Source organism: Streptomyces canus 299MFChir4.1 (assembly GCF_000383615.1).
Lineage (GTDB): Bacteria > Actinomycetota > Actinomycetes > Streptomycetales > Streptomycetaceae > Streptomyces > Streptomyces canus_C.
The window spans coordinates 44,693-66,366 of sequence record NZ_KB911605.1 but is presented as its reverse complement, the minus strand read 5'-3'; the positions used below and the strand labels follow the sequence as shown (position 1 = coordinate 66,366).

Annotated in this window: 15 protein-coding genes and 1 pseudogene; 6 read left to right on the top strand and 10 right to left on the bottom strand. The window is 70.3% G+C overall.

Features of this window, described 5'->3' with window-relative positions:
- Positions 1–152: 152 nt before the first annotated feature.
- From H293_RS0134950 to H293_RS0134935, 4 genes are read right to left on the bottom strand one after another with little or no spacing between them, the layout of a single operon-like run.
- Positions 153–794, bottom strand: coding sequence for a hypothetical protein (locus tag H293_RS0134950; protein WP_028808471.1), 642 nt, complete (start codon positions 792–794; stop codon positions 153–155).
- A 32-nt stretch (positions 795–826) separates the two neighbouring features.
- On the bottom strand, positions 827–1,561 hold the full coding sequence (locus H293_RS0134945) for a YcnI family protein (RefSeq protein ID WP_020122464.1): 735 nt from the start codon (positions 1,559–1,561) through the stop codon (positions 827–829).
- A gap of 41 nt (positions 1,562–1,602) precedes the next feature.
- Positions 1,603–2,178 (bottom strand): hypothetical protein, encoded by a 576-nt coding sequence (locus H293_RS0134940; protein WP_028808470.1) that lies wholly within the window; start codon positions 2,176–2,178, stop codon positions 1,603–1,605.
- 48 nt (positions 2,179–2,226) lie between these two features.
- Positions 2,227–6,420, bottom strand: a complete 4,194-nt coding sequence (locus H293_RS0134935) for a molybdopterin-dependent oxidoreductase (RefSeq protein WP_397895827.1) — start codon at positions 6,418–6,420, stop codon at positions 2,227–2,229.
- A gap of 286 nt (positions 6,421–6,706) precedes the next feature.
- Here H293_RS0134935 and H293_RS0134930 point away from each other — a divergent pair, with 286 nt between their 5' ends.
- Complete coding sequence (locus tag H293_RS0134930) at positions 6,707–7,153, top strand: Fur family transcriptional regulator (RefSeq protein ID WP_020122461.1); 447 nt, start codon at positions 6,707–6,709, stop codon at positions 7,151–7,153.
- 24 nt (positions 7,154–7,177) lie between these two features.
- Entirely contained in the window at positions 7,178–9,394 is a 2,217-nt protein-coding gene (katG, locus tag H293_RS0134925) for a catalase/peroxidase HPI (protein WP_020122460.1), read from the top strand.
- A 52-nt stretch (positions 9,395–9,446) separates the two neighbouring features.
- Here katG and H293_RS0134920 read toward each other — a convergent pair whose 3' ends face one another.
- Together H293_RS0134920 and H293_RS0134915 are read right to left on the bottom strand one after the other, a co-directional pair.
- Positions 9,447–10,622, bottom strand: coding sequence for a pyridoxal phosphate-dependent aminotransferase (locus H293_RS0134920; RefSeq protein ID WP_020122459.1), 1,176 nt, complete (start codon positions 10,620–10,622; stop codon positions 9,447–9,449).
- Positions 10,623–10,748: 126 nt separating this feature from the next.
- Complete coding sequence (locus H293_RS0134915) at positions 10,749–11,627, bottom strand: alpha/beta fold hydrolase (RefSeq protein ID WP_020122458.1); 879 nt, start codon at positions 11,625–11,627, stop codon at positions 10,749–10,751.
- 207 nt (positions 11,628–11,834) lie between these two features.
- Between H293_RS0134915 and H293_RS53020 the strand changes: the two are divergent.
- The 4 genes and pseudogenes from H293_RS53020 (at position 11,835) to H293_RS0134895 (ending at position 15,896) form a co-directional block, all read left to right on the top strand.
- Positions 11,835–13,350: pseudogene (locus tag H293_RS53020) on the top strand (MFS transporter).
- Positions 13,351–13,445: 95 nt separating this feature from the next.
- A complete protein-coding gene (locus H293_RS0134905) occupies positions 13,446–14,015 on the top strand; it encodes a TetR/AcrR family transcriptional regulator (protein WP_020122456.1) in 570 nt (189 codons plus the stop codon).
- A gap of 500 nt (positions 14,016–14,515) precedes the next feature.
- Positions 14,516–14,713 carry a hypothetical protein gene (locus H293_RS0134900; RefSeq protein ID WP_020122455.1) on the top strand — a complete coding sequence of 66 codons (198 nt, stop codon included), beginning with the start codon at positions 14,516–14,518 and terminating at the stop codon, positions 14,711–14,713.
- Positions 14,714–14,981: 268 nt separating this feature from the next.
- Entirely contained in the window at positions 14,982–15,896 is a 915-nt protein-coding gene (locus tag H293_RS0134895) for a hypothetical protein (protein ID WP_063746954.1), read from the top strand.
- Positions 15,897–15,900: 4 nt separating this feature from the next.
- Here H293_RS0134895 and H293_RS0134890 read toward each other — a convergent pair whose 3' ends face one another.
- The 4 genes from H293_RS0134890 to H293_RS50590 all read right to left on the bottom strand — a co-directional run bounded on the left by H293_RS0134890 (position 15,901) and on the right by H293_RS50590 (position 21,182).
- Positions 15,901–16,458, bottom strand: a complete 558-nt coding sequence (locus H293_RS0134890) for a hypothetical protein (RefSeq protein ID WP_158694478.1) — start codon at positions 16,456–16,458, stop codon at positions 15,901–15,903.
- Positions 16,459–16,714: 256 nt separating this feature from the next.
- A complete protein-coding gene (locus tag H293_RS0134885; RefSeq protein ID WP_158694477.1) occupies positions 16,715–18,205 on the bottom strand; it encodes a S53 family peptidase in 1,491 nt (496 codons plus the stop codon).
- Between the two features lie 421 nt (positions 18,206–18,626).
- A complete protein-coding gene (locus tag H293_RS0134880) occupies positions 18,627–19,613 on the bottom strand; it encodes a class I SAM-dependent methyltransferase (protein ID WP_020122451.1) in 987 nt (328 codons plus the stop codon).
- Positions 19,614–19,940: 327 nt separating this feature from the next.
- Complete coding sequence (locus tag H293_RS50590) at positions 19,941–21,182, bottom strand: MFS transporter (RefSeq protein ID WP_259294591.1); 1,242 nt, start codon at positions 21,180–21,182, stop codon at positions 19,941–19,943.
- Positions 21,183–21,674: the final 492 nt, after the last annotated feature.

The following is a 21,674-nucleotide window of genomic DNA, read 5'->3' as shown; positions in this document are numbered from 1 at the left end:
GCTCCGGCGCACAGGGGTGCACGGCGGTCCGGTGAGGGGATACGGCCGTGCGGCGACCACACGTGCGGAGGGCACAGGTGCGGCAGCGCCCGGATGCGGGTGCACGACCGAGCCCGAGGCGCGCGAGGGCCGCCTCGGGGAACCGTCTGTCGTCAGGCGACAGCGGTCCCCGGGGGCGGGCCGCGATGGGTGATCGCGTGGACGAGAAGGAGAAGCCGCGGCGCCCGCTGCGAGCGGGCCCTGCGTGCCCGCAGACGCGGGCGGTGCGGGGTGGCGGGCAGGGCGAGCAGCAGTCGCAGCGGGGCGACCAGCCGCGCCCCGACGGCCCGCAGGATGCGGAACGCGGCCCGTTCGCCGTACGCCAGCCAGAGCCCGGTGAGGAGCGCGGCGAGCAGGTGGGCGGCGTACATCCCGAACGGCACGAGGAACGAGAGGGCGCCGACGCCCGACGAGGTCCCCGCCGGGGCCGCGTCGAGGGAATCCATGCCGCTCATGTGCATGGACTCCATGTGCATCCCACCCATGTCCTGCGCCGCCGTTGTGGGCTGCGCGAAGGAGAACGCCGAGTGGAGGGCCGTCTGGGCTGCGACCACTACGGCCACGATCAGCGGCAGCCCGCGTTCACGGCCGGCCAGACACCAGCCCGCACACCCGGTCACCGCCAGGCCCGCGGCCAGTGTCCAACCCGGCACAGGGGCGCCGGACATGAGGACGTGGCCCAGGGCGGCGAGCAGCACACAGACGGCCGCGAACACCGCGGCCCGTACCGTGCGTGAACACCACCCTGCTGTCATGGCGCCTCATCCTCCCATCCGGGCACCCGCCTTCACCTGTGGGTACGGAAATCCACAGGCTCCGGCTCACTGCGCACGGCGACTCCGTACGACGCGAAGGCGCCCGCCGCCAGCCCCAGGACGCCCACGACCAGGCCGGCGACGCCGAGACCGCGGGCGGTCGAGTCGCTCGCGGAGGCGGCGGAGGCGGTCGCCGACGCCTTCGGGGCGGCGGACGTGCCGGTTCCCGAGGTCAGCTTCAGGACGGGCGCCGGGTTCTCCGGCTCCTCGCCGCCCCCGGCGGCCTCCTCGATCCAGCGGACGACCTTCCCGTCGGAGTAGGTCTGGAGGGTCTTGAACGTCAGCCGGGCGGTGTCGTCCGGCAGTTGGCCGAAGGCGACGTCGAAGTCCTCGTACTGGCCGGGGCCGATCTTCCCGCCGGTCCAGGTGATCTCGGAGACCGCGTCGGTGATCGTGCCGTCGTCCGTCTTGACCGGCGTCTTGAGCTTGGTGTCGGTGACCTTGGCGGTCCAGCCGTCGTGCGGGGAGACGAGCACGCCGAGCAGGGGGTGGTCGGTGGGCAGGAACAGCTGGATCTTCGTGGTGCTCGCGGTGTCGCTCTCGTCGGGCACGCGGAAGGTGAGGGCGCCGTCGGTGGCGCCCTTGGCGTAGCTGTCGGGATGGACGGTGACGTGCGCGGAGGCGACGCCCGCGGCGGTGAGGACGGCGGTGGCGGCGAGGGCGGTGCCGAGGCCGGCGCGGCACAGGGCGGTGCGTGCTGAGGACATGGGTGAGGGATCTCCGTACTGACAGGAAAGGGGTGAAGGGGTCAGATCGCGTACGGGATCGAGGTGGGCGGTCCACGCCGGTGGACGGTGTGGCGGAGCAGGAGCGGGCAGGGGGTGCGCGGGCCGTCGGCCGGTGGGCGTACGGGGTCCGGGGCGACCGGTTCGCCGTATCCCTGCCACCAGGCCGCGAGGCCCGGTACGAGCGTGACCGCCCGGCGCAGGATCGACCACAGGGCGGCCTCGCCGCGCCGCAGCCACCAGGTCAGCAGGACGGCGGCCGAGACGTGGGCCGCGGTGGCGTGCGGAGTCAGGGCGTGGACGTGCGAGTGGGTCATGCGCATGCCGTGCATGACCATCACCGTGTGCGGTCGCGCCGCGCCGAAGGCCAGGTGCAGTCCGCCCTGGGAGGCGAGGGTCGCCCCGCCGATGGCCGCGAGCGACCGTTCGCGGCCGCCGAGCAGCCACCCGGCCGTGAACAGCGGCACGAACCCGGCCGCCTGCGTCCAGACCGGCGGTGCCATGCCGGTCGCCAGTGTGTGTCCGCCGGCGGCCAGCAGCACGCAGAGCGCGGCGGACACCGCCGCGCGCAGGCTCCGGACCGCAGGGGACGCCCTCATGGCGACCGATACTCCCATGTGTGGCCCGAGCCCCGGGCACGGGTTCGGTCAGTAGATGTCACGCACATAGCGCTTGTCGGTGGCAAGTTGCTTCACATAGGCCGCCGCGCCCGCCTCGTCCATGCCGCCGTGGAGGACCGCGATGTCCCGGAGTGCCCGGTCGACGTCCTTCGCCATGCGGGAGGCGTCACCGCACACGTAGACGTGGGCGCCCTCCTGGAGCCAGGACCACAGCAGGGGGCCGTGTTCACGCATCCGGTCCTGGACGTAGACCTTGGCGCGCTGGTCGCGGGAGAAGGCGGTGTCCAGTCGGGCGAGGGTGCCGTCCGCGAGGAAACCGGTCAGCTCGTCCTCGTAGGAGAAGTCGGTCGCCCGGTGCTGTTCGCCGAAGAACAGCCAGTTCGGGCCCCGTTGGCCGAGAGCCCGGCGCTGCTCCAGGAAGCCGACGAAGGGCGCGACACCGGTGCCGGGGCCGACCATGACCATGGGCGTGGCGGAGTCGGCCGGCGGGCGGAAGTGCGGGGAGCGCTGGACGTGGACGGGCACGGGGGTGTCCGCGGCGGCGTCGGCGAGGAAGGGCGAGCACACGCCCTGGCGGGGCCTGCCGTGCAGGTTCTCGTAGCGCACCACGGACACGGTCAGCGAGACGAGGTGCGGGTCGGTCAGCGGGCTGGACGAGATGGAGTACAGGCGCGGCTGGAGGCGTCCGAGGAGCTGCGCCCACTCCTGTGGGCCGGCCTCCACGGCGTACTCCGTGATCACGTCCACGGCCTGCCTGCCCCAGCCCCACTTGGCGAGCTCGTCCTTGTTGTCCGGACGCAGGAGCTTCTTCAACTCCCTTGGGTCCCGGGTGCGTTCGGCGACGAACCGGAGCAGTCCAGGGGTGATCCTGGTGATGTCGAGGTGGCGCCGGAACGCCTCGCCGAGCGCGACCTCGCCCACGCCGTTGACGTCCACGGCGGCGCCGGCGTCCAGGCCGGTGACCGCGAGCCACTCCTCGACCAGGTCGGCCGAGTTGAGCGGACGGATGCCGAGGGCGTCGCCCGCCTCGTAGAGCAGCGGGCGATCCGCGTCCCGGGTGTCGAAGGTGAACCTGCGGACCTCCTTGCCGGCGCCGGGCAGGCTCAGGAGGCGGTTGCCGGTGAGACGGGCGAGGACGGGGGCGGGTTTCTTCGAGCGGGGCGGAGTGACCGGGAGGGCCGAAGCGGCCTGCTGGAGAGCGGAGGGGACCGGCCGCACCACGGTCGACGGGAGCGGGGCCCGAGGGGCCGAGGTCGGGCCGGCCACGACGGGGGCCGAGCCGCCCGTGCCGGAGGGCTCCGGGGTGTCGGCCAGTGCCGTCACGACCTCGTCCAGCCACCCGTGCGCCGCGTCCTCGAAGTCCGGCTCGCAGTCCCTGCGCGGGGCGAGTCGCAGCGCGCCCAGTTCGTCGAGGCGCCGGTCGAGACGGCGGCCGTGTCCGCAGAAGTCGTCGTACGAGGAGTCGCCGAAGGCCAGCACCGCGTACCGCCGGCCCTCCAGGCGAGGCGTGCCGGGATCGGCCAGGGTCTCCCAGAAGCCGCTGCCGTTGTCGGGGGCGTCGCCGTCGCCGAAGGTACTGGTGATCAGCAACAGGTCGGCGCCGGAGGGCAGTTCACCGAGGTCGGCCTGGTCCATGCCGACCAGGGAGGTCCTGTGGCCGACGGTGGTGAGCCGCTCGGCGGTGGCGGCGGCGAACTCCTCGGCGGTGCCCGTCTGCGAGGCCCACAGGATGACGACCTCACGGCGCAGAACGGTGGCCGTGGAGGGTGCGGCCAGGGACTGGGTGCTCGCGGACCATGTGGTTGCAGGCTGTGTGGTGACAGGCTGTGTCGTCGAGGGCTGTGTGCCCGTCGCCCGTGAGTACATCCCGGCGAGTGTGCCGTTCACCCACAGAGCATGCTCGGGGCTGAAGGGCGCATCGGGCGGCAGGACCGGCACCCCGGGCGCACCGGCGGGGATTCCGGCGAGGAAGCCGACCAGGTACTGGCGTTCCTGGGCGGTGAGGACAGGCGGCGGGGCCGGGTCGAGGCCGAAGACGGACACGGCCCTGGACGCGGCCGTCGATGCGGCGGGGGCGATCCCGGCGTCCTCCGGCCCGGCTGCCGGAAGCGGAGCCACCGCGGCCACCGCGGCCACCGGGGTCCGCACGGTCACCGGCGTGGGCACCTTCGTCAGCGACACCGCGCACACCTTGAACTCCGGCTGGAACGACAGCGGATCGACGGCATCGCTCGTCACCGCGTTGACGCTCAGGTGCTCCCCGAACAGGTCGTTCCAGTGGAAGGGCGCGAAGCAGCACCCGGGCCGCACCCGGTCCGTCACCACGGCCGGCAGCACGGCCCGCCCGCGTCGCGAGGCCACCTCGACGGAGTCGCCGTCGACCACGCCCAGGGCCGAGGCGTTCTGCGGATGCAGCTCCACGAAGGGCCCGGGGTTCAGCTTGTTGAGCTTCGCCACCTTCGCCGTCTTGGTGAGCGTGTGCCACTGGTGCTGGAGCCGCCCGGTGTTCAGGACGAAGGGGTAGTCGTCGTCCGGCATCTCGGCCGGCGGAATGTGCGGCCGGGCGTGGAAGACGGCCCGCCCGCTCGCGGTGGGGAAGCGGAGCGTCCCGTCCTCCCCCACGTACCGGATCGGATTCCGGTCGGGCCCGTCCTCGCTCGCCGCCGGCCACTGCACCGGCGTCCGCCGGAGCCGTTCGTAGGTCACCCCGCGCAGATCCCATCCCGTCTTCGGGTTCCAGGCCTGCTTGATCTCCTCGAAAACCTCCTCCGCGCCGTCGTACGAGAACCCCTTCTCGTACCCCATCTCGCGGGCGACGGCGGCGATGATCCGCCAGTCGGCCATCGCCTCGCCGGGCGGGTCGGCCACGGCCGGGGTCAGCGTGAGGTTGCGCTCGCTGTTGACGAAGACGCCCTCGCCCTCCGTCCACAGCGCACCCGGGAGCACGACATCGGCGTACGCGTTGGTCTCGGTGTCGGCGAAGACGTCCTGGGTGACGACGAACTCGGCGGCTTCCAGACCCTCGATGACCGTGCGGCGGCCCGCGACGGAGGCGACCGGGTTGGTGCAGATGATCCAGCAGGCCTTGATCTCGCCCTCGGCCATCTTCTGGAACAGCTCGACCGTGCCCTTGCCGACGCCGTCCGCGCGCAGGGTGTCCGGGGGCAGTTCCCAGAGGTCCTCCATGAAGGCCCGCTCGTCGTCGACGAGGACGGAGCGCTGGCCGGGCAGGCCCGGGCCCATGTAGCCCATCTCGCGGCCGCCCATGGCGTTGGGCTGGCCGGTGAGGGAGAAGGGGCCGCTGCCGGGGCGGCAGAGGGCGCCCGTGGCGAGGTGCAGGTTGACCAGGGCGTTGGTGTTCCAGGTGCCGTGGGTGGACTGGTTGAGCCCCATGGTCCACAGGCTCATCCACTCACCGGCCTCGCCGATCAGCCGCGCCGCCTCCCGGATGTCCTCCTCGGCGAGGCCCGTCGTCCCGGCCACCGCGGCGGGCGGGTAGTCGGCGAGGAACTCCGGCATCGCCTCCCAGCCCTCGGTGTGGGCCGCGATGAAGTCCGGGTCGACATGGCCGTCGGCGTGCAGCAGGTGCAGCAGGCCGTTGAGCAGCGCGAGGTCGGTGCCCGGCTCGATCTGCAGGAACAGGTCCGCCTTCGCGGCCGTGGCGGTGCGCCGCGGATCGACGACGATCACCTTGGCGCCCGCCGACTTCACCCGCTCCATCATCCTGAGGAACAGGATCGGGTGGCAGTCGGCCATGTTGGAGCCGATGACGAGGAAGAGGTCGGCCTTCTCGAAGTCCTGGTAGGAGCCGGGCGGGCCGTCCGCACCGAGGGACAGCTTGTAGCCGGTGCCGGCACTGGCCATGCAGAGCCGGGAGTTCGACTCGATCTGGTTGGTGCGCAGGAACCCCTTGGCGAGTTTGTTCGCCAGGTACTGGGCCTCCAGGCTCATCTGGCCGGAGACGTAGAGGGAGACCGCGTCGGGGCCGTGCTCGTCGATGATCTCCCGCAGCCGCCGGGCCGTCTCGGTGATCGCCACGCCGACGGCTTCCGGCGCCGGCTCCTCGCCCCGCTCGGGCCGTACCAGGGCCGTGGTCAGCCGTCCGGGCGCGGCGAGCAGGTCGGCCGTGGTCGCGCCCTTGGTGCAGAGCTTGCCGAAGTTGGCGGGGTGCTCCTTGTCGCCGGAGGCCTTCAGGACCGTACGCCGTCCGTCGGGGCCCATACCGATGTCGAGGACCAGCCCGCAGCCCACACCGCAGTACGAGCAGACCGTCCGCACCACTGGCACGCCTCCTGACCTCAGCCGAATCGATCTCACCGACCGTACGAAATGCCCATTACACAGATGTCTCCCGAGCCGTTCATCAGGGGTTACACCGCCCGCACACCTCACCGGGCACGGTTGTGAGCGCCTTCGTCGATCAGAGGGGCCCCGATCTGACGCGCCACAGACTTGGAACAGTTCCATTTCTTGAACCATTCGTGTTTGTGGGGGTAGGTTGGTCCCCATGACCGCCCCCCAGCTTCCGAACACCGCCGATGAGCTGCGCGGTGCCGGCCTGCGGGTGACGGCCGCGCGCGTCGCACTGCTCGAGACCGTCCGGGCCGGTGACCACCTCGCGGCCGACGCGATCGCCACGGGAGTGCGCGACCGTCTCGGCCACATATCCCTCCAGGCCGTGTACGAGGCCCTGCACTCACTCACCGCCGCGGGCCTCGTGCGCCGCCTTGAGCCGCCCGGCAGCCCGGCACGGTTCGAGGGACGGGTCGGGGACAACCACCATCACCTGGTCTGCCGGTCGTGCGGGGCCGTCGTCGACGTCGACTGCGCCGTCGGTCACGCGCCCTGCCTGACAGCGTCCGACGACCGCGGCTTCTCGATCGACGAGGCCGAGGTCATCTACTGGGGCCTGTGCCCCGACTGCTCCCCCCAAAGGCTTACTTCAGCTCCGTGATCCACCCCGTTCGGAAGGACCCCTATGTCTGAGAACCCCGACGCAATCGTCACCGACGCCAAGACCGACGGCTCCGGTGGCTGCCCGGTCGCGCACGGGCGCGCCGCGCACCCGACCCAGGGCGGCGGCAACCGCCAGTGGTGGCCGGAGCGCCTGAACCTGAAGATCCTCGCCAAGGACCCGGTCGTGGCGAATCCGCTCGGCGCGGACTTCGACTACGCCGAGGCGTTCCAGGCCCTCGATCTGGACGCCGTGAAGCGCGACATCGCCGAGGTGCTGACCACCTCGCAGGACTGGTGGCCCGCGGACTTCGGCAACTACGGTCCGCTGATGGTCCGGATGGCCTGGCACAGCGCCGGCACCTACCGCATCAGCGACGGCCGCGGCGGTGGCGGCCGGGGCCAGCAGCGCTTCGCGCCGCTGAACAGCTGGCCGGACAACGGCAACCTGGACAAGGCCCGCCGTCTGCTGTGGCCGGTCAAGAAGAAGTACGGCCAGTCCATCTCCTGGGCCGACCTCATGATCCTCACCGGCAACGTCGCGCTGGAGACCATGGGCTTCGAGACCTTCGGCTTCGGCGGCGGCCGCGCCGACGTCTGGGAGGCCGACGAGGACGTCTACTGGGGTCCCGAGACCACCTGGCTCGACGACCAGCGCTACACCGGCGACCGTGAGCTGGAGAACCCGCTCGGCGCGGTCCAGATGGGCCTCATCTACGTCAACCCCGAGGGCCCCAACGGCAACCCGGACCCGCTGGCCGCGGCCCGCGACATCCGTGAGACCTTCCGCCGCATGGCGATGAACGACGAGGAGACCGTCGCCCTCATCGCCGGTGGTCACACCTTCGGCAAGACCCACGGCGCGGGCCCGGCGGACGCGGTCGGCAACGACCCCGAGGCCGCCTCCATGGAGGAGCAGGGCCTGGGCTGGAAGTCCACCTACGGCACCGGCAAGGGCGGCGACGCCATCACCTCCGGTCTCGAGGTCACCTGGACCACCAAGCCCACCCAGTGGAGCAACGACTTCTTCGACATCCTCTTCGGCTACGAGTGGGAGCTCACCCAGAGCCCCGCGGGTGCCAACCAGTGGGTGGCCAAGGACTCCGAGGAGATCATCCCGGACGCCCACGACTCGTCGAAGAAGCGTCGGCCCACGATGCTCACCACCGACCTCTCGCTGCGCTTCGACCCGATCTACGGCGAGATCTCGAAGCGCTTCCACGAGAACCCGGACCAGTTCGCGGAGGCCTTCGCCCGCGCCTGGTACAAGCTGACCCACCGTGACCTGGGCCCGAAGTCCCTGTACCTCGGCCCGGAGGTCCCCGCCGAGACGCTGCTGTGGCAGGACCCGCTGCCGCAGGCCGAGGGCGAGACCATCGACGCCGCCGACATCGCGACTCTGAAGGCCAAGATCCTGGAGACCGGCCTGACCGTCTCGCAGCTGGTCTCCACCGCGTGGGCCTCGGCGTCCACCTTCCGCGGCAGCGACAAGCGCGGCGGTGCCAACGGCGCCCGCATCCGCCTGGAGCCGCAGCGCGGCTGGGAGGTCAACGACCCCGAGCAGCTCGCCCAGGTGCTGCGCGTCCTGGAGGGTGTCCAGACCGCCTTCAACACCGGTGCCAAGAAGGTCTCCCTGGCCGACCTGATCGTCCTCGCGGGTGCCGCGGCGGTCGAGAAGGCCGCCAAGGACGCGGGCTACGACGTGGAGGTCCCCTTCACGCCGGGCCGCGTGGACGCCACCGAGGAGCACACCGACGTCGAGTCCTTCGCCGCGCTGGAGCCGGTCGCTGACGGCTTCCGCAACTACCTCGGCAAGGGCAACCGTCTGCCGGCCGAGTACCTGCTGCTCGACAAGGCGAACCTGCTCACCCTGTCCGCCCCCGAGCTGACCGTCCTCGTCGGTGGTCTGCGGGTCCTGGGCGCCAACCAGGGCGGCACGGCGCACGGCGTCTTCACCGACCGTCCGGGCGTCCTGAGCAACGACTTCTTCGTCAACCTGCTCGACCTGGGCACGACGTGGAAGTCCACCTCGGAGGACCAGACGGCCTTCGAGGGCCGCGACGCGGAGACCGGCAAGCTGAAGTGGACCGGCACCCGTGCCGACCTGGTCTTCGGCTCCAACTCCGAGCTGCGCGCGCTCGCCGAGGTCTACGCGAGCGACGACGCGAAGGAGAAGTTCGTGAAGGACTTCGTCGACGCGTGGGTCAAGGTCTCGAACCTGGACCGCTTCGACCTGGTCTGAGCGACTCCATGAGGCAGGGGCCGGTCCGTGCGGACCGGCCCCTGCGCCATGTCTAGGCGAGGCTGGCCACGAACTTCCCGAGCCGCGCGATCCCCTCGCGCAGCTCGTCGGCCGACGCGGCGTAGGACAGCCGTACATGCGTGTCGGCGGTGGCCGCCCCGAAGTCCCGCCCCGGTGTGAGCGCGACCCGCGCCTCCCGCAGCGCCCGTCCGCAGAACTCCCACGAGGTGAGCCCGGTGCCGCTGACGTCGAAGTAGACGTAGAACGCCCCGTCGGGCGGCACGGGCACCGGCAGCCCGATCTGCGCGAGACCGTCGAGGACCAGGGCCCGGCGCCGCCCGAACTCGGCCCGTCGCTCCTCGCACACGGCGAGCGACTCGGGAGTGAAGCACGCGAGCGCGGCGTACTGGGCGGGCGTGGAGGCGCAGATCATGTAGTTCTGCGCCAGCCGCTCCAGCGCGGGCACGAGCGCCTCGGGCACCACGCACCAGCCCAGCCGCCAGCCGGTCATCCCGAAGTACTTCGAGAAACTGTTGATGACCACGGCGTCCTCGTCGTACGACAGCACACTGCGCGGCGGCCGCCCGTGCTCGTCGTCGTCGCCGAGGTCGAGGTAGATCTCGTCGACGATCCGCCAGGCGTCCCGCTCCCGGGCGAGCTCGCAGATGGCCGCCAGTTCGTCCGCCGGGACGGAGGTGCCCGTCGGGTTGGAGGGGCTCGCGACCATGATCCCGCGGGTGCGGTCCGTCCAGTACGACCGCACGGAGGCGGCGTCCAGCTGGTACCGCGACCCGGCCGTGGTGGGCACGAGCGTGACCCGTGCCCCGAAGCTCTCGGCGATCTGCCGGTTGCAGGGGTACGAGGGGTCGGCGATGAGCACCTCGTCCCCGGGATCGACGAGCGCGGCGGCACCCAGCACCAGCGCGGCCGACGCCCCGGCGGTCACGACGACCCGCCCCGGATCGACGTCGACGCCGTGCCGCTCACCGTAGAACCGCGCTATGGCCGACCGCAGTTCGGGCAGCCCGAGCGCCCCCGTGTAAGTCAGGGGCCTGCTCCCCACCGCACCCCGCAGCGCGTCCAGCACGGCCGGCGGCGCCCCGAAGTCCGGCTCCCCCAGACTGAGCTTGACGACGTGCTGCCCCTCGGCCTCCAGCTCGGCGGCATGCTTGCCGAACTCCATGGCGTAGAACGGCGCGACGGACTGGGCACGTTGCGAGATCCTCATACGGCGGGCCTCCGGGGGTCACTTGGTCGAGGGCTCCAGAAGGGCCGCGCGCTCCATGTGGTGGGTCATCGCAAAGATGCCATGGGGAGGCCGAATGGGAAAACGAGAAGGTCGCGGGCCCAGGATTCACGCCACCGCGTTCAACAAGTCGGCCGGCACGTCGGGGCGTTCCAGCGCGATGAAGTGGCCCGCTCCCGGGACCTGGGTGAAGTCGGCCGCGGGCAGCAACTCCTTGTTGGCCAGGCGGTCCGAAGGACGGGACCAGTCCTTCTCGCCGTAGACGAAGTGGACGGGGGCCTTGACCTCGGGGTAGCGGGAGCGGGCCGCGATGAGGCTGGGCAGGGCCTGGTACACGCCTCGTGCGACGGTCGGGTAGCCGGGGCGGCGGCCCACCTGGAGGAGTTCGTCCACGTAGTCCTCCCGCAGTGCGCTCTTGTCGCCGAGGCCGCCTTGAAGGACCTTCTGGAAGACGGCCTTGGGCTCCACGCCGGCGATCACCGGGCCCACGCCCGGTACGAGGATGCCACCGACCAGCACGCGGGCGAGGAGGCCGGACCGGGCGATTCCGCCGCGGAAGTCGTACGTGTTGACCGCGACGACCCGCCGGACCCGCTCCGGCAGATCGGCCGCGGTGGTCAGGGCGAGCACCGCGCCCATGGACTCCCCGACCAACGTCACGTCGTCGAGGTCGAGTTCGGTGAGGAGCCGTTCGACACCGGCCCGCATCGCCGGCTCGTCGTACGACGCACCGGGCACGATCTCGGACCAGCCCATCCCCGGCAGATCCAGGGCGTACACGGTGTAGTGGTCCGCGATCAGCGGGATGAGCGAGCGGAAGTGCTCGGCCTGGGTGCGCACGGTGTGCAGCAGCACCAGGGGGGCGCCGGTGCCCGCTCTGAGGTAGCGCAGGGTCCCCTCGCGAGACTGGCGTCCTGTGCGCGGGGCGATGGTGTGGCTCGTGGTCCCGGGAATGTGGATCGTGGGACGTGCGTCGGGGCTGGGCATATCGGTGACTCCTCGTGTGCGAGCTGCTGCCGCCGGGGTCGAGTGCCTCCACAACGAGAAACCGACCGGTTTCCAGCAGAGTAAACCGATCAGTTTCCGCGCGCAAGCTCCCTCCACCGCCGCATCGCCGCATCACCCCTGGACCAGCGGCACCCCGCCCGCTTGCGCCAACAGTGGCCGGCCCATGTCCAGCAACCAAGGGGAAAGGTGAGTACCACCTTCGATCACGGGGCGCCCGCCTCCGGCACATCAGACTCGGGCCGCCGCGGCTCCCACGCCATGCGCTGGTGGGTGCTCGTCATGCTGGGCACGGCGCAGCTCATGGTCACGCTCGACGCGACCGTCGTGAACATCGCGCTGCCCGCGGCACAACATGACCTCGGATTCATCGACGGCAGCAGGCTGGGGGTATCCCCTCTGGGAGAGGGTCATCACGGGTTACGCCCTGGCATTCGGCAGCCTGCTGCTGCTCGGCGGCCGGCTCGGCGACCTGTTCGGCCGACGCACCACCTTCGTGACCGGCCTGATCGGCTTCGCGGGCGCATCCGTCCTCGGTGGCGCCGCCAACAGCTTCGACATCCTCGTCACAGCACGCGTGGCCCAAGGACTCTTCGCCGCACCGCTCGCACCCGCGGCCCTCTCGCTGCTCAGCGTGACCTTCACCGATCCGGCCGAGCGGCCGAAGGCGTTCGGCATCTTCGGCGCACTGGCCGGTGCGGGCGGCGCGGTCGGGCTCCTGCTCGGCGGCCTGCTCACCGAATGGGCGTCGTGGCGCTGGGTGATGTACGTGAACGTCGCCTTCGCGGCCGTCGCACTGGTCGGTGCGGTGCTGCTCCTGGCGAAGCCCGCGGTCGCCGAACGACCCAAACTCGACACCCCCGGGACGATCCTGGCGAGCGCGGCCCTGTTCGCCATCGTCTACGGGTTCGCGCACGTCGAATCGACCAGCTGGACCGACCCGGTCACTCTCGGCTCGCTGATGGCCGGCGTGGTGCTGCTCGCGGTGTTCGTACGACTGGAGGCCGGGGTCGCGCACCCGCTGCTGCCGCTGCGACTCGTACTGGACCGGACCCGCGGCGGTTCGTTCCTGGTGGTGTTCGTCATCGGCATGGGGATGTTCTCGATCTTCCTGTTCCTGACGTACTACCTGGAAGCCGGCATCGGTTACTCGCCGATCAAGACCGGTCTGGCGTTCCTGCCGATGGTCGCGGGCATCGTCGCCGCCTCGACCACGGCACCTTCGCTGCTGCTGCCCAGCGTCGGTCCGAAGATCGTGATCAGCGTCAGCTTCCTGGTCGCCGCGAAGGGTATGGCCCTGCTGACGCGACTCGCACTGGACAGCACCTGCGTCGCCCACATCATGCCCGGTCTGATCCTGCCGGGCCTTGGCCTGGGCGACGTGATGACGACCGCGTTCCAGGGCGCGACCGCAGGTGTGCACCACGAGGACACCGGTGTCGCCTCGGCACTGATCAACACAGGTCAGCAGGTGGGTGGTTCGATCAGCACGGCGCTGCTGACCACCGTCGCCTCGTCGGCCGCGACCGACTACCTGTCCTCGCACAGGCCCGGCGCGCTCACCGTGGCGCAGGCGGGGGTCGAGAGCTACACGGCCACCCTGGCGTGGGGCGCGGGGTTCTTCGTCGGCTCGGTACTCACGGCCCTCCTCATACCGAACGCGCCTCTGGCACCGTCGGAGGGCGAGCCCGTGATCGCCCACTGAGCCCGAGGGTCGCCGCGGCAAGCGGGCGCTCACGACAGGGGAGCACGGTAAACCGACCGGTTTTCAATTGGCCGGAGACGAGTTAACCTCGCAAAATGACGACCGAGGCGAAACGAAGCTCCCGAGAGCGGCTGCTGGAGGCAGCGGCCACGCTCACCTACCGCGACGGAGTCGGCATCGGCGTCGACGCGCTGTGCAAGGCGGCGGGGGTGTCGAAGCGCTCCATGTACCAGCTGTTCGAGAGCAAGGACGAACTGCTGGCCGCGAGCCTGGAGGACCGCGCCTCCGCCTACGTGACGACACTCCTGCCCCCGGCGGACGACGGCCGTCCACCCCGCGAGCGGATCCTGCACGTCTTCGACCAGCTGGCGTCGGAGGCGGTTGCGCCCGACTTCCAGGGCTGCCGGTTCCTGGTGGTGCAGATCGAGCTCAAGGACCAGGGTCACCCCGCGAGCCGGGTGGCCCACCGGGTCAAGGAGAACCTGAAGGCCTTCTTCCGCACCGAGGCCGAACAGGGTGGCGCGAGCGACCCCGAGCTGCTGGCCCGGCAGCTGATCCTGGTCTTCGACGGCGCCGCCGCCCGCGTGGGAATCAAGGCCGACACACCGACAGGGCTCATCACCCCCACGGTGACCACCCTGCTCGACGCGGCGGGCATGCGCTGACCCATCCCGTCACGACACCGCCCGGCTTCCACCGCTACCGCTTCCGTGCCGAGTTCGAGCCGCTGCGGCAGATCACCGGCGGCGGCCGCTCGATCCTCCACCGCCCCGGCATGGAGGCGCACAAGCACCAAGGACGGGGTCATCACCCGGAATGGCCCCGGCGGGCGGCCCGGGAAACCGACCGGTTTCCATGGGGTCCGATTCTAGTTAACCTCACACCATGACCACCGCAGTGAAGCCCGGGCGCTCGCCGCTCTGGTCGGGGCGGGAGCGGAGCGTACGGACGGTGCCGGACCGGCATGGCCGCAGTGGGCGACGGGACGCCCCGTGCCTCCCGAACTGGGACGAGGGAGGGCTCGGGCAAGCCCGGCTCGCGACGGCGGAAGCGCTGGCCGGGCTGTCGGCGGAACTGTCCCGCGCGCTGTCCGCCGAGGCGCTGAACCGGGCCGGCGGGCTCATGAACCAGCGACTCCAGGCGCTCCGCCGGCGAGAACACGGCGGTGCTGATCGACCCCGGCCCGCGGCCCGGCGAAGACCCCGCGCGGCATCTTCGGCTGACCCACGCGCGAGGCGACCTGCTCACCGGCCTGCCCTCCGGAGGGCACGGGGCCAAACCCTGCCCCGTGAGCCGGACGGTGCGGGTGCCCGCCTGGCGGATCCTCGCGGGCGATACCGCGCTGGCACCCCTGTTCGGCTGAGCGTTGGCCAAGGCGGGCAGACTCCGCACGACCCGGGAGAGCAGCGGGCCGGAGGACCGTCGGCGTTCTGAGGGCCGTCGTCCTCGGCTCGGGCCCGCCGGCAGTGGCGAAGCAGGTCAGCCTCAGCCCGTTGCAGCCCAGGGGATCGGGGTGCCGGGTGGGCCATGCGGGTCCCACCAGGTCACACAGCGCGGGCAAGCCCGCCTCGTACACCCGAGCGGCACGTCACCGGGTGCAGCGGAGGCCGGCGACGGTGAGGCTTGAGAGCATGGTCACCCCGCCGGAGCCCCCACCCAGCCCGGAGCCCGTGCGCTCGCCAGCGGCGTCTCTCGTGCGGAAGACGGCGTTCATTGCCGCCCCGGGGACCATCGTCTTCGCGTTGCTTTACTACTTCGGCGGCCTCTACATCAAGGCGTACTACACCACCCTCGGCGTCTTCCCCGAAGATCTCGGGTTCTCGATCCAGGGCACCGTCGCCAACAGCACGGACGTGATCTTCTTGCCCCTGTGCCTGTTCCTGATCGGTGGCCTGATCTCGTTTCTGGCTCTTGGCTGGCTGGCACAGCGGCTGGACGGACCCAGGCGTGCTGCTCATCGGCGTAAGGCGATCGCCTGGCTGCTCGGCCTCGGGGTGGGGGTGGTGCTGCTGGGTTTCGTGGCCTTCGTCTGGGAAGCCCTGCCGACACAACGGGCACAGCGGTTCGTGCCGGCGCTGACGGTGGCCGTGGGGGCGACATTGGCCGTCTTCGCCGTCCATCTGCGCCTCAACGGGAACGCGGGTGCCCGTAACCGGCGGCCCTCCCCCGGCGACCGGATGTGGCTGGCCGGCGGCACGCTTCTTCTGGCCCTGCTGGCACTGGGCCTGTTCTACGACATGACGCAGTATGTGGCGGCGGTCGGCCGTGGCGACGCGAGATCGGACACCGACGGGCGCTATCCGGGCACCCAGTGGGTGCTGGTCCATTCCCGGGTTCCCCTTGCCCACTATGCGCCGGGCATCACCCCGAGGGACCGCGGCCCCGGATTCGGCCCCTATCGCTACGAGTACCAGGGCTTCCGCATCATCGCGAAGGCGCCGAACCGCTTCTACCTGGTCTCCGCCAGATCCCAATGGAAGAACCGCGTCGTCGTCGCACTGCCCGATGACGGCACCGTGTGGGTGGAGATCCGCGGCGTGATGTGAGGCCCTACGGCGTCGCCGTGCCGTCCTCGCCGGGAGGCGGCGTTGTCGTGGGCTCGGAGGGGCCGGGTGGTGTCGTCGTGGGGGTCTCGGGGGTGGGGGTCAAAGAGGTGGGGGGCTCAGAGGTGGGGGGCTGCGTGGTCGAGGTCGTGTCCCCGACCGCGAAGCCGACCACGGGGTAGGTCGTGGTAGCGCCGTCCGCGGTCGTGATGACCAGTTCTCCGGAGTACGGTCCTGGCTGCGTCGGTGTGTGCTCGATGGTCACCGTGCACGGGTTCGGCGCCTGAGGACTCAGGCAGTCGGTGCCCTTGACCCCGCCGTGCCCGTTGTCGTCGGGGACGTAGGCAACGGTCTGCGGCGGCTTGGGCTGCGGTTCACCCGGGACACCGATCGTCACGTTGCCCGTGGCCGGCTCGTTCACCCTCGCCTGCGACATGTGGATCGTCGGCCCGGATCCACCTTCGTCGTCACTGCCCGGGAAGACCGAGGCGAGCGTGTCCGCCGCCTCCGGCGTCCCCGTGCCGTTCCCGGTCTCCTGGCCGCCGGTCTCCTGTCGGCTGGTCACCTGGGTGGTTCCTTCGCCCGAACCCGAGTCCTCCTTGCAGCCGCCCGTGGTCGCCAGCGCGGCGACCAACACGGCGGCGGCAAGGCAACGAACACCCGTTGAAGTCATGGCGTCGGCCCTTCCACTCTCGGTCGGATCGGCCATCGCGGCCTGGTGCGCTCCGTACGCCTGAAGCGCCGAGGCGTGTCGCACCCGGGTTCGCCGTGCCGTCCACCCAGAGGCTGGCCTGGTGGACGGCACGCCGGGGATGCGACTGTCAGACCGAGGCGAGGCAGGCCAGCAGCGCCTGACCGTCCGGGACACCCAGTCCTGTGCAGGCGTCCCAGCCTGGCGTGGCCGCGAAGTCGCCGATGTCGCCCAGGGTGATGTCACGGAAGCCGGCCGGGCTCACTCCCGGTGCCGCACCGTCGTACAGCACGGGCTGGAGCATGCCGAGCGGGTGGCCGAGTGCCTCGGCGAGACGGACGGTCAACGCGGCCCAGAGCGGGGCCACAGCGCTGGTGCCGCCGATGATCTCGTCCCGGCCGTGGATGAATACTCTGTATCCGGTCCTCGGGTCGGCGTCAGCGGCCACGTCGGGCACGCCGCGTCGGCGGGCCTGGCCGTTGCCGTTGGGTACACCAACGTTCGCCTGCCAGCTGGGCTGGTGGAACGTGTGGCTGACGCCGCCGCCGGAGGCGGACCCGTTGCCGTTGTTCCACACGGTCTCGGAGTTGACGGTGCTGGTGGCCGGGTCGGCATCCAAGTGGGTGCCGCCGCACGCGAGGGCGCGGGGGCTCGCGGCAGGGAAGTCGGTGTGCGGCTTGCCCGTCGGGTCGCCGTCGCTGCTGCCGTTGTCACCGGAAGCCACGCAGACGGTGACGCCCATGGCAGCGGCGTCGGCCAGCGCGGCGTCGAGGATCGCGCGGCCCTGGGCGGTCCACAGGTCCTCGCGCTGGCCCCAACTGACGCTCACTGCGGTGGGCGTGGGATCGGCGAACACCGCGGTGCTGATGGCGTCGGCGAAGCCCTGCGCACTGTTCTCCGCGAAGTACACGACTTGGCGCGCACCGGGCGCCAGCGCGCCGATCACCTGGCTGTCGAGCATCACTTCCCCGTCGGCCGGGTCACCCGGGCTGTTACTGCCGTTGCCCACCTCGACGACGTCCACGCGCGGCATGGGGATGCCCAGCGTGGCGAAGTAGGCGTCCAGGTCGCCCTCCGGGATCCCGCCGCCGAGTTGGACGACGCCGATCGTGTGACCACTGCCGTCCGTGCCCTGGGGGAAGCGGTAGATCCTGCCGAGGTCAACGGGCGAGTACGACGTCTGGGCGGCATGGGCCTTCATGCGCTGGATGTGCGGGCGGGCCTGCGGTCGGTTGTCCAAGCCCGTCACGCCGATCACCACGCCGTCCCACTCGGGCAGGATGCGCAGGTCGCCGGTCCGCTGCCGGTGCTCCACCATGCGTGCTTCGTCCGCCGGGTCGGGGGTCGTGACCATGGTCAGTGAGTCGGCCTGCACCACGGACTTCAGCTGACCGAGCGTTCCCGAGATCTTGACCCGCCGGGAGGCCGGATCCGTTTGCGTCACCGTCAGCCCGTGCTGCTCCGCCGACCGCTTCACCATGTCGATGTCGGCCGGGTCGGCGCCGTAACGGGCCGCCAGTTCCTCACGCGTGATCGTCTCGGGTCCCTTGACCAACTCGTCCGGGATCTCGGTGCGACGGCGCAGGACCAGCGTGACTTCGATGCGTTCTGAATCGCTCACCGCTCCGGTCGAGCGCGCAGCCGCGTGGGCGCTGCGCTCACTGCCTCGGAGGGGAACCAGTCGCGAGTTGTCCATGACTTCGAGCGTTCCACCGCCGCAGGCGGTTCGCATCCTGTGCCCTCACCGACCGTAGCCGTGCCCAGTGCGGCGACCGCGACATCACACACCGGGTGAGCAGCATCTTTTGCGCAGCAGGCGATCGGAACCCGGCAGCTGATCATCGACATGGAGGCCCCGAGCAGCACGTGACGTGGACCCGGCGGATCACGCCGCACACCGAGCGGACCCCGCACTGAGGCGGGCGCAGGCCGGCAGCTCCCGGACCGCTTCCGGCGGTGACGGGAGCCGGTCTCGGGTGCACAGTTGGTACCGACGTGATCGTGAACGGTCGCGCCCTTCGGCGTTCAGCCGCTCCTGCCCGTCAGAGCGCGGAGGCGGCAACCTTGACGGAATCGAGAATCGCCACCGTATGCCCGACCTGTTCGCCCTTCTCCACCAGGGCCATGGCATCCACCGCTGAGATCTCGTGCGGCGAGAGATCGTTCTCCATCTGCAGCGCCTGTGCGCCAGCCGCCGCCGGCGACAAGCCTTCGAACGCCTCCTGCAGAACGCTCACCGGGTAGAAGTGGAATGGCCCGAGACCTTTTCGTTCCCACCGCGCGAATCCGCCCACCACCTCGTCCGGCTCGGACTGGACCTTCCATGTGTAGGTCAGCACGCGGCCGTCGTAGCCGGCGGCTCCGGAAAGAGCCAGAATCTCAGATATCGGAATGCGTGAACCGATCGACGACAGCACGCGGCCACCGACCCGCAGGACCGGGTACGCCTGCTGCAGAGCCAGGTAGTGCAGTGTGACGAGGTTCTTCTCGGCGAATCCGGGAATCTCTTCGCTGCGCTCCGCGATGAACGTCGAACTCGTCTGGCCGTGAGCGAGGTCGTCGCTCTGGGCCATCGGGATGTTGGGCAGGTTCTCGTAGATCACATCGACCTGAGACAACTTGCCGACCAGCGGGGAGAGGAGGTCGCCGGCGCCTCCGAAGAGTTCGACGTCTTCTGCCAGGAGGTTGCTCTGAATGTTTTTCCGGGCGCATTCGACGACGTCGTCGTGGATATCGGTGAAGCCGACGGTACGTGCCTGCAAAATCTCCACGGCCGCCAGGGCGTCCAAGCCGACGCCGGTGCCGATCGTGCAGAAACGCGGAGCAAGGAAGCCCCGCTCAGCAAGCGTCTTGAACGCAGGGACGGCAACGCTCGCGACCCAGTCGGCACGCAGGAAATCCGACTTCGGAAGGTACGAGTGGTCCGAGAGCTTGAGTTCGACGGAGGACCTGATTCGCTCCGTAGCCTCGATCTGAAAGAACTCGCTCGGCGACACCACGACTTCGGCCTTGCCGGTCTGCGTACTCATCGTGCCCTCTCTTCGATATGGCAACTGTGCTGCGCCTACGAGCCCGTCCGGCCGCGATGGAGGTGTTCCACTCTCGGCAACGCCCGCAGAGCTGTACAGAGGGGCACTGTTGCCTTTCGCCGGGCATGAAGAACGATGGTGCAAGAACACGGAATTAGTTTGCACGAACCTCAGGTCTTGAGGTCCTGATAGGTACCAGGATTGAAGTAACTCTCGGCATCGGTAAAAAACGGATGCCGAGATCAGAAACTCCGGAAACCGTTACAGCTCTGCCGGACCTGCATTGCCAAAAACTTTGTCGCAACCGCCGCCGGGCACTGCATTCGGTCAGGCAAGCTCGTCAACAGGGTGAACGCCGCCGGATGCGGTACCGGCGACCGTCTTGGCGAGGGAACGCTCGGCGGCGCGGGCGGCGGGCGGGGTGACGACGGCCGCGAGGAGCACGATGGCGGCGATGGTCAGCCAGCCCGCGGTCTGCCACTCCATGGCGAGGTAGGTGTAGGCGGCCGGCGCCCATACGGTGCCGACGGTCTGGCCGACCTGGGTGACGCCCTGGTATTCGCCGCGTCGGAGGGGGTCGGACAAGAGCGCGGTGAATCCCCAGCCCGCCGCTGCCTGGAAGAGCTCGGCACCGGTCAGCAGGATGTGGGCCAACCAGACCAGGGTGATGGTCAGCCACTCGACGCTGCCGTCGGTGAACACGACGATCACACAGGAGGCCGCGAAGCAGGCGGCGCTCCGGTATTGCGCCCGGACCGCGCCCGACAGTGTGTCGGTGCCGCGGGCAGCCATGGTCTGCAGGGTCACCACCATGACGGCATTGGTCGCGAGCAGCCCCGCCAGAAGCACACGAGGGGCGTTGGTGTCCTCCACCAGCCAGAGCGGGATGACCACGGAGAGGATCACCTGATTCGTGGACAGCACACCGCTCAGAACGGAGACGGCGAGAAACGGCCGGTTGCCCAGCGCGCCGCCCCACTTCCGCCGCTCGCGCCCTTCCGGCTGTGCGGGAGCCTGGACGGGGCCGGCCGCCTTGGGCAGCCTGAAAATCACCACTGAGTTGATGAGCAGCACCACACCGACGAAGAAGGGGAGCACGCGGATGGCGGTGTCGCTGCCGGTGGCAAGGGCCAGGCCCCCCAGCCCCGCGCCGATGGTGAACCCGGCGTTCAACGCACTCCGGTTGTAGGCGAGCCCCGCGGTCCGTTCCTTTCCGGGGTAGAGGTGGAGCAGATACGCGCCATAACCGGCGCCTCCGGCGGCGTTGATGAGTCTGAGGGCAATGACGACCACCAGAAAGGCGGAAAATCCGCGAACCGCCGGATAGGCCAGGAAGCAGACCGCCTCCGCGAGGGACGCCACGGCCCACGCGGTTTTGGGACCGACCCGGTCGGCGACACGGCCCAGCGGCACGGCGGCGACGAAGGTGACGATCCCGGCAATGGTCAGGCCCAACCCGACAGCGGCGGCGGAGAGGCCGACAACCTTGGTGAAAAAGACTGCGTTTGTGGTGAAGAAGCTGCCGGTGCCTATTCCGTAGAGCAGAGCCTGAGCGCTGACTCGCCCCACCGCCGAAGACGGCGGGGCCACTTGGCGGAGCAGGCGTGCGAACGGTTTCCGAGGGGCAGGCGGCGGGGCGGCTGATGTGGCTCGGGGCATGTGGCGTACGCTAGCCAACCGGTTGGTGGCCGTCTCCTGACATAGGACAGGGCTCGGGCGTCGCGAACAGGGTTGCCTCTGGAGAAGTGGTGGGCGGGTTCCATTCGCCGCCCCTGCAGCCCCGCCGGAGCCGCAAGACGGAATGAGCCGCTCACCGAAGACCGCAGATGGCAACTTGCGGGCATTTCCGGGCAGGTGACGTCGCGAGCGGCATCACGATCTCGTGGTGGATACCAACTCTCCTGTGCTGACCGCCTTTTCTGGGTTGCCGGGCCTATTCTTCGTCGAGGTCGCGAAGAGCTACGACGGGCCTTGGCGCGGCCGGTTAGTGGCGCCGCCGGGCGGATCACCGGAACCGGCCGGGCCGCGTCGTACTGAGGTGACCCGGGTCCCGGTTGAGCG